The sequence below is a fragment of the Pseudoroseomonas ludipueritiae genome (genome assembly GCF_014490445.1).
Lineage (GTDB): Bacteria > Pseudomonadota > Alphaproteobacteria > Acetobacterales > Acetobacteraceae > Pseudoroseomonas > Pseudoroseomonas ludipueritiae.
In genome coordinates this window covers 1-5,910 of sequence record NZ_JACTUZ010000211.1, presented here as the reverse complement: position 1 = coordinate 5,910, position 5,910 = coordinate 1, and the positions used below count along the sequence as shown (strand labels likewise).

General features: G+C 66.6%; 3 protein-coding genes and 1 pseudogene. 3 read left to right on the top strand and 1 reads right to left on the bottom strand.

Annotation, left to right across the window (positions count from 1 at the left end):
• Positions 1-132: 132 nt before the first annotated feature.
• Positions 133-3,633 (top strand): methionine synthase, encoded by a 3,501-nt coding sequence (metH, locus tag IBL25_RS23855; RefSeq protein ID WP_187780965.1) that lies wholly within the window; start codon positions 133-135, stop codon positions 3,631-3,633.
• 37 nt (positions 3,634-3,670) lie between these two features.
• On the opposite strand, the gene IBL25_RS23850 is transcribed toward metH, so the two are convergent.
• Positions 3,671-4,534, bottom strand: a complete 864-nt coding sequence (locus IBL25_RS23850) for a manganese catalase family protein (protein ID WP_187780964.1) — start codon at positions 4,532-4,534, stop codon at positions 3,671-3,673.
• 178 nt (positions 4,535-4,712) lie between these two features.
• Here IBL25_RS23850 and IBL25_RS23845 point away from each other — a divergent pair, with 178 nt between their 5' ends.
• A complete protein-coding gene (locus IBL25_RS23845) occupies positions 4,713-5,600 on the top strand; it encodes a cation diffusion facilitator family transporter (RefSeq protein WP_187780963.1) in 888 nt (295 codons plus the stop codon).
• Positions 5,597-5,910, top strand: a pseudogene (locus IBL25_RS23840) (hypothetical protein); the annotation flags it as partial. The gene IBL25_RS23845 and the pseudogene IBL25_RS23840, both read left to right, overlap by 4 nt.

The window sequence follows — 5,910 nt, the reverse complement described above, 5'->3', positions numbered from 1 at the left end:
CTGCGCGCCGCTGCCGCCGGTGGAAGTCGCGGGGCCGCTGGCCGTGCGGCTCTGGCCGGCGCGGCGCCTGGCGGCACCGGTCGCCGCCCTTTCTGAAACGTCCCTGAACTTCTGAAGGAAGGCCCTGATCTGATGGCCCGTCCCCACCTGCTCGATGCCTTGCGCGACCGTGTTCTGCTCTGCGACGGCGGCATGGGCTCGCGCGTCCAGGCGCTGACCCTGGAGATCGAGAAGGATTTCTGGGGCAAGGAGAATTGCACCGAGGTCCTGAACCTCTCGCGCCCTGAGCTCGTGCGGGAAATCCATCGCGGCTATTACGAGGCCGGGTCGGATATGGTGCTGACCAACAGCTTCGGTGGCTCGCCCATCACGCTGGAAGAATTCGAGCTGGGCAGCCGGGCTTTCGAGATCAACAAGCTCTCGGTGGAACTGGCGCGCGAGGCGGCGGAAACCTTCGCCGATGGCCGCGACCGCTGGGTTATCGGCGATATCGGGCCGGGCACCAAGCTGCCGAGCCTCGGGCATATCGACTACGACACGCTGGAAGCGGCATTGACGGAACAGTGCCGGGGGCTGATCGCCGGCGGGGCCGATGCGCTGCTGACCGAGACCAACCAGGACACGCTCTTCATCAAGGCCGCCGTGAACGCGGCCAAGATCGCCAAGGCCGAGGCGGGGAGCGACATCCCCATCTTTGTGCAGGTGACGGTGGAGACCACCGGCACGCTGCTGGTGGGCTCCGACATCGCCGCCGCCGCGACCGCCATCCATGCGCTGGACGTGCCGCTGATCGGGTTGAACTGCGCCACCGGCCCACAGGAAATGGCGGAGCATGTGCGCTGGCTGGCCGCCAACTGGCCTGGCCTGCTCTCCTGCCAGCCCAATGCCGGCCTACCGGAGCTGGTGGACGGCAAGACGCATTACCCGCTGGGCGCTGCCGAGATGGCCTCCTGGATGGAGCGTTTCATCAGTGAGGACGGCATCAACCTGATCGGCGGCTGCTGCGGCACCTCCACGCCGCATATCCAGGCGCTGGATGCCATGCTGCGCAAGCGCGGCGGCGCGGCACTGCGTCCGGCGCCGGTGGCGCGCAAGTCCTTCTGGGTGCCCTCGGTCGCCAGCCTCTATGGCCAGGTCTCACTGCGGCAGGAGAACAGCTACTTCTCCATTGGCGAGCGCTGCAACGCCAATGGCTCCAAGGCCTGGCGGGAGCGGCAGGCGGCGCATGACTGGGATGCCTGCGTCTCCATCGGGCGCGAGCAGGTGGGGGAGGGCTCCAACTCCCTCGATATCTGCACCGCCTTCGTTGGCCGCGACGAGCGCGCCGAGATGGATGAGGTGATCCGCCGCTTCACCGGCAGCGTCAACGCGCCGCTGGTGATCGATTCCACCGAGACGCCGGTAATCGAGTCCGCCCTGAAGCTGCATGGCGGCAAGCCCATCATCAACTCGATCAATTTCGAGGACGGCGAGGGGCACGCGACCGAGCGCCTGAAGCTGGCCAAGAAGTTCGGCGCCGCCGTCATCGCGCTGACCATCGACGAAGTCGGCATGGCGAAGACGCCGGAGGACAAGCTCCGCATCGCCGAGCGGCTGGTGGATTTCGCCTGCAACAGGCACGGGTTGCCGCAGAGCGACCTGCTGATCGACCCGCTGACCTTCACCATCGCCACCGGCAACGAGGACGACCGCAAGCTCGGGCTGTGGACGCTGGAAGGCATCCGCATGATCCGGGAGAAGTTCCCGGACATCCAGATCATCCTCGGCCTGTCCAATATCTCCTTCGGCCTGAACCCGGCCTCGCGGCATGTGCTGAACAGCGTCTTCCTGGACCATGCGGTGAAGGCGGGCATGACCGGCGCCATCGTGCATGTCTCCAAGATCAAGCCGCTGCACAGCATCCCGCCGGAAGAGGTGAAGGTCGCGGAAGACCTGATCTTCGACCGCCGCAGCGAAGGCTACGATCCTTTGCAGAAGCTGCTGGAGATGTTCGCCGGCCGCAAGGCGGCGGATTCCGCCAAGAAGGTGAAGGCCGAGACGGTCGAGGGCCGCCTGAAGGACCGCATCATCGATGGCGACCGCAAAGGGCTGGACGATGAACTGGCCGATGCGCTGGCCAAGGGCATCAAGCCGCTCGACATCATCAACGGCATCCTGCTGGAAGGCATGAAGGTCGTGGGCGAGCTGTTCGGCGCCGGCAAGATGCAGCTTCCCTTCGTGCTGCAGAGCGCCGAGACGATGAAGGCGGCGGTGGCCTATCTGGAGCCGCATATGGAGCGTGTGGAAGGCCAGGAAAAGGGCACCATCGTGCTGGCCACCGTGCGCGGCGACGTGCATGACATCGGCAAGAACCTCGTCGACATCATCCTGACCAACAACGGCTACAAGGTCGTCAACCTCGGCATCAAGGTGCCGCTGAACGACATGATCGCCGCCGTGCAGCAGCACAAGGCGCATGCCATCGGCATGTCCGGCCTGCTGGTGAAGTCCACGGTGGTGATGAAGGAAAACCTGGAAGAAATGTCGCGCCAGGGGCTGGAGGTGCCGGTGCTGCTGGGCGGCGCCGCGCTGACGCGCAACTTCGTCGAGGATGATTGCGTCAACGCCTATAGCTCCGGCCGCGTGGCTTATGCGCGCGATGCCTTCGACGGGCTGCACCTGATGGACCGGGTGATGGGCAGCGATTTCGACGGCTATCTCGGCACCTTGCAGCAGAAGCGCGCCGGCAAGTCCCGCAACACCACCCGCGTGCTGGGCACCGCCGACCCGCGCGGTTTCGCGCCTGTGGACCTGAATTATGCCCAGGAGCGCCGCCGGCGGCTGACGGCCGATGAGCCGGTGCCGGTGCCGCCCTTCTGGGGCAGCCGCATCCTGCAAAGCGACCCGAAGGCGGTGGTGCCCTTCGTCAATGAGCGCTCGCTCTACCAGTTCCAGTGGGGCTTCCGGAAACAGGGCCGCAGCCTGGAGGATTTCATCGGCTGGGCGAAGCAGGAGCTGCGCCCGGTGCTGAAGCGCATGCTGGCACTGTCGGAGCAGGAGCAGATCCTCAAGCCCCAGGCCATCTACGGCTACTGGAAATGCGCGGGGCAGGGGAATGACGTCATCCTGTTTGAGGAAGACGGCATCACCGAGGCCGCGCGCTTCACCTTGCCGCGCCAGCCGAAGCAGGATGGCGAATGCATCGCCGACTTCATCCGCGATATCGAGGATGGGCCGGAGAAGCGCGATGTCATCGGGCTGCAGGTCGTGACCGTCGGCCAGAAGGCCAGCGACATGGCGCGGGACTGGTTCGAGGCCAACCGCTACCAGGACTACCTCTACCTGCACGGCCTCTCGGTGGAGATGGCGGAAGCCATGGCGGAATACGTCCACAAGCGCATCCGCGCCGAACTCGGCTATGCGGGAGAGGATGACCGCGACATGGAAAAGATGCTGGCGCAGGGCTATCGCGGCGGCCGCTATTCCTTTGGCTATCCCGCCTGCCCGCGGCTGGAGGATCAGGCGCCGCTGCTGAAGCTGCTGGATTCCGACCGCATCGGCGTCTCGATCAGCGACGAGTGGCAGCTGCATCCGGAGCAATCCACCAGCGCCATCGTGCTGCATCACCCACGCGCGAAATACTTCTCGGTCTGAAAGGAATGGCCGGGGGATCGTTCCCCCGGCCAGCCGGTCATACCTTGCCGATCTGCTCGGCCTGCGCGCCGGAGCCCTCGCGCGCCGGGCCCAGGTTCGGCGCCTGGCCCAGCGGCGTGGACTGGATGACGCTGAACTGCGCCTTGCCGTCCAGCGACGGGCCGCTGGTGAAGCGGCCTTCCGGCGGCACCTCGCCATTCACATTGGTGCCCATGTAGACGTAGGAGAATTCCTGCTTCTCCAGCGACTGGTCGAAGCTGTTCGGAATCGGCAGCGCGGCGGGGCCGCCCAGCTCCTCGATCGCCGCCAGCCACTGCTGCTGGTGCATGGTGTCGCGCGCGATCAGGAAGCTCAGCATGTCCTTCATGCCGGGGTCCTTGGCCGCATTGTAGAGGCGCACGGCCAGCGTGCGGCCGGTCGCCTCGGCGGTGACATTGGCGAACATGTCGCCGGCCACGTTGCCGCTGGCATAGATATGCGAGCAGTCAAAAGGAATGCCGTCGGAATTCACCGGCATGGCCGCGAGGCCGGAAGACAGCAGGTGCTGCTGCAACATGCCTTCCACCACATGGCGCGGGCGCTCTCCGCCCATCACCGCATTCACCACCGGGCTGGCCGCGGCGGCGGATTCCTGCAGAGTCAGCGGCGCCTGCTCCAGGTTCAGCGCCACGGCGGTGGCGAGCATCTCGATATGGCCGATCTCCTCGGTCGCGGTATGCAGCAGCATGTCGCGGTACTTCGGATTCGGGCTGCGGTTGCCCCAGGCCTGGAAGAAATATTGGAGGCAGACGCGGATCTCGCCTTCGACGCCGCCGATCGCCTGCTGAAGCTGCCGGGCGAAAAGCGGGTCGGGAGTCTCGACCCGCACAGGATACTGCAAGCGCTTGTCATGAAAATACATCACCACGTCTCCCTGTTGCGGCTGCGGGGAACAAAGCCGCCTCGTTACAAAGGTTCCTTCCTGCGGTTGCACCTCACGGATTCTTCCAAGTCGGCCTTGGCATTTTTTCAGTTGCTCCGCGCGGGCTCTCCGGTCTTAGAAGCGCCCACCGGATCCGGTAGCATAGGGTTTGAGACGGATGGACCGTGCGACGCGGCTCGCGGCGGGAAGCGTGATAGTGGCCTTGGCGGTGCTGGGCCTGAAGGCGGTGGCCTGGTGGCTGACCGGCAGCGTGGCCTTGCTGGCCGATGCGTTGGAATCGGTGGTGAATGTCGCGGCGGCGCTGGCGGCGCTGGCCGCCGTGTCCTTTTCCGCCGCGCCGCCCGATGCCAACCATCCTTACGGTCATGCCAAGGCCGAATACTTCTCGGCGGTGCTGGAAGGTGCGCTGATCATCGTGGCCGCGCTGCTGATCCTGCGTGAGGCCTGGGGCGCACTCAGCGCGCCGCATATGCCGGATGTGCCGGGGTTCGGCCTCGCGGTCTCCATTGTCGCAACCGTCATCAATGCCGGCTGGGGCCTGATGCTGCGGCGGGAGGGGCGCCGCCTGCGCTCGCCCGCCTTGCTGGCCGATGCGCGGCATCTGTTCGCGGATGTCGTTACCTCGGTGGGCGTGGTGGTGGGCGTGGCGGCGGTGGCGGCCACCGGCATTCTCTGGCTGGACCCGCTGCTAGCGGCGCTGACGGCGGTGAACATCCTCGTCTCCGGCTGGCATCTGCTGCGCGAAAGTGTCGGCGGGCTGATGGACGAGGCGGTGGAGCCCGCGCTGCTCAACCGCATCCGCGTGCTGATGTCGCAGGAAGCCCAGGGCGCGCTGGAGATGCATGACCTGCGCACCCGCCATGCCGGCCGCACCACCTTTGTCGAATTCCACATGGTGGTGCCAGGCGACATGACGGTGAGCCACGCGCATGAGATCTGCGACCGGATCGAGGCGGCGCTGAAGGCCGAGCTGGGCACCGCCATCATCACCATCCATGTGGAACCGGAAGTGAAGGCCAAGCACCAGGGCGTGCTGGTGCTGTGATCCCTCTGGCGCCGCGCGGGCCGGTGCTTTTGCGTGGCGTGGCGGTGCTGTTGGCGGTATTGCTGCACGGCGCCGTGCTGGCCGCGCTCTGGCCACGGGGCCGCCCGCCACCGCCGGCGATCGAAGCGGTGCCGGTGACACTCTCCGGCATGACGGGAGAGGCGGAGGAGGGCTCCGGCGCCCCGCCGGCACCCAGCGCGCCTGTGCGGGAAAGCCTGCCCTCGCAGCCCGCGCCCGAGCCCGCCGTGCCGGCGGCGCCCGACCTAGCCGAGCCTGTCCTGTCCGAGCCTGCCCTGGCCGAAGCCATGCC

Excerpts from the sequence above, each read along its gene's own strand:
- IBL25_RS23850 (WP_187780964.1), bottom strand. The coding sequence starts at position 4,534 with ATGTATTTTCATGACAAGCGCTTGCAGTATCCTGTGCGGGTCGAGACT.
- metH (WP_187780965.1), top strand. The coding sequence starts at position 133 with ATGGCCCGTCCCCACCTGCTCGATGCCTTGCGCGACCGTGTTCTGCTC.
- IBL25_RS23845 (WP_187780963.1), top strand. The coding sequence starts at position 4,713 with ATGGACCGTGCGACGCGGCTCGCGGCGGGAAGCGTGATAGTGGCCTTG.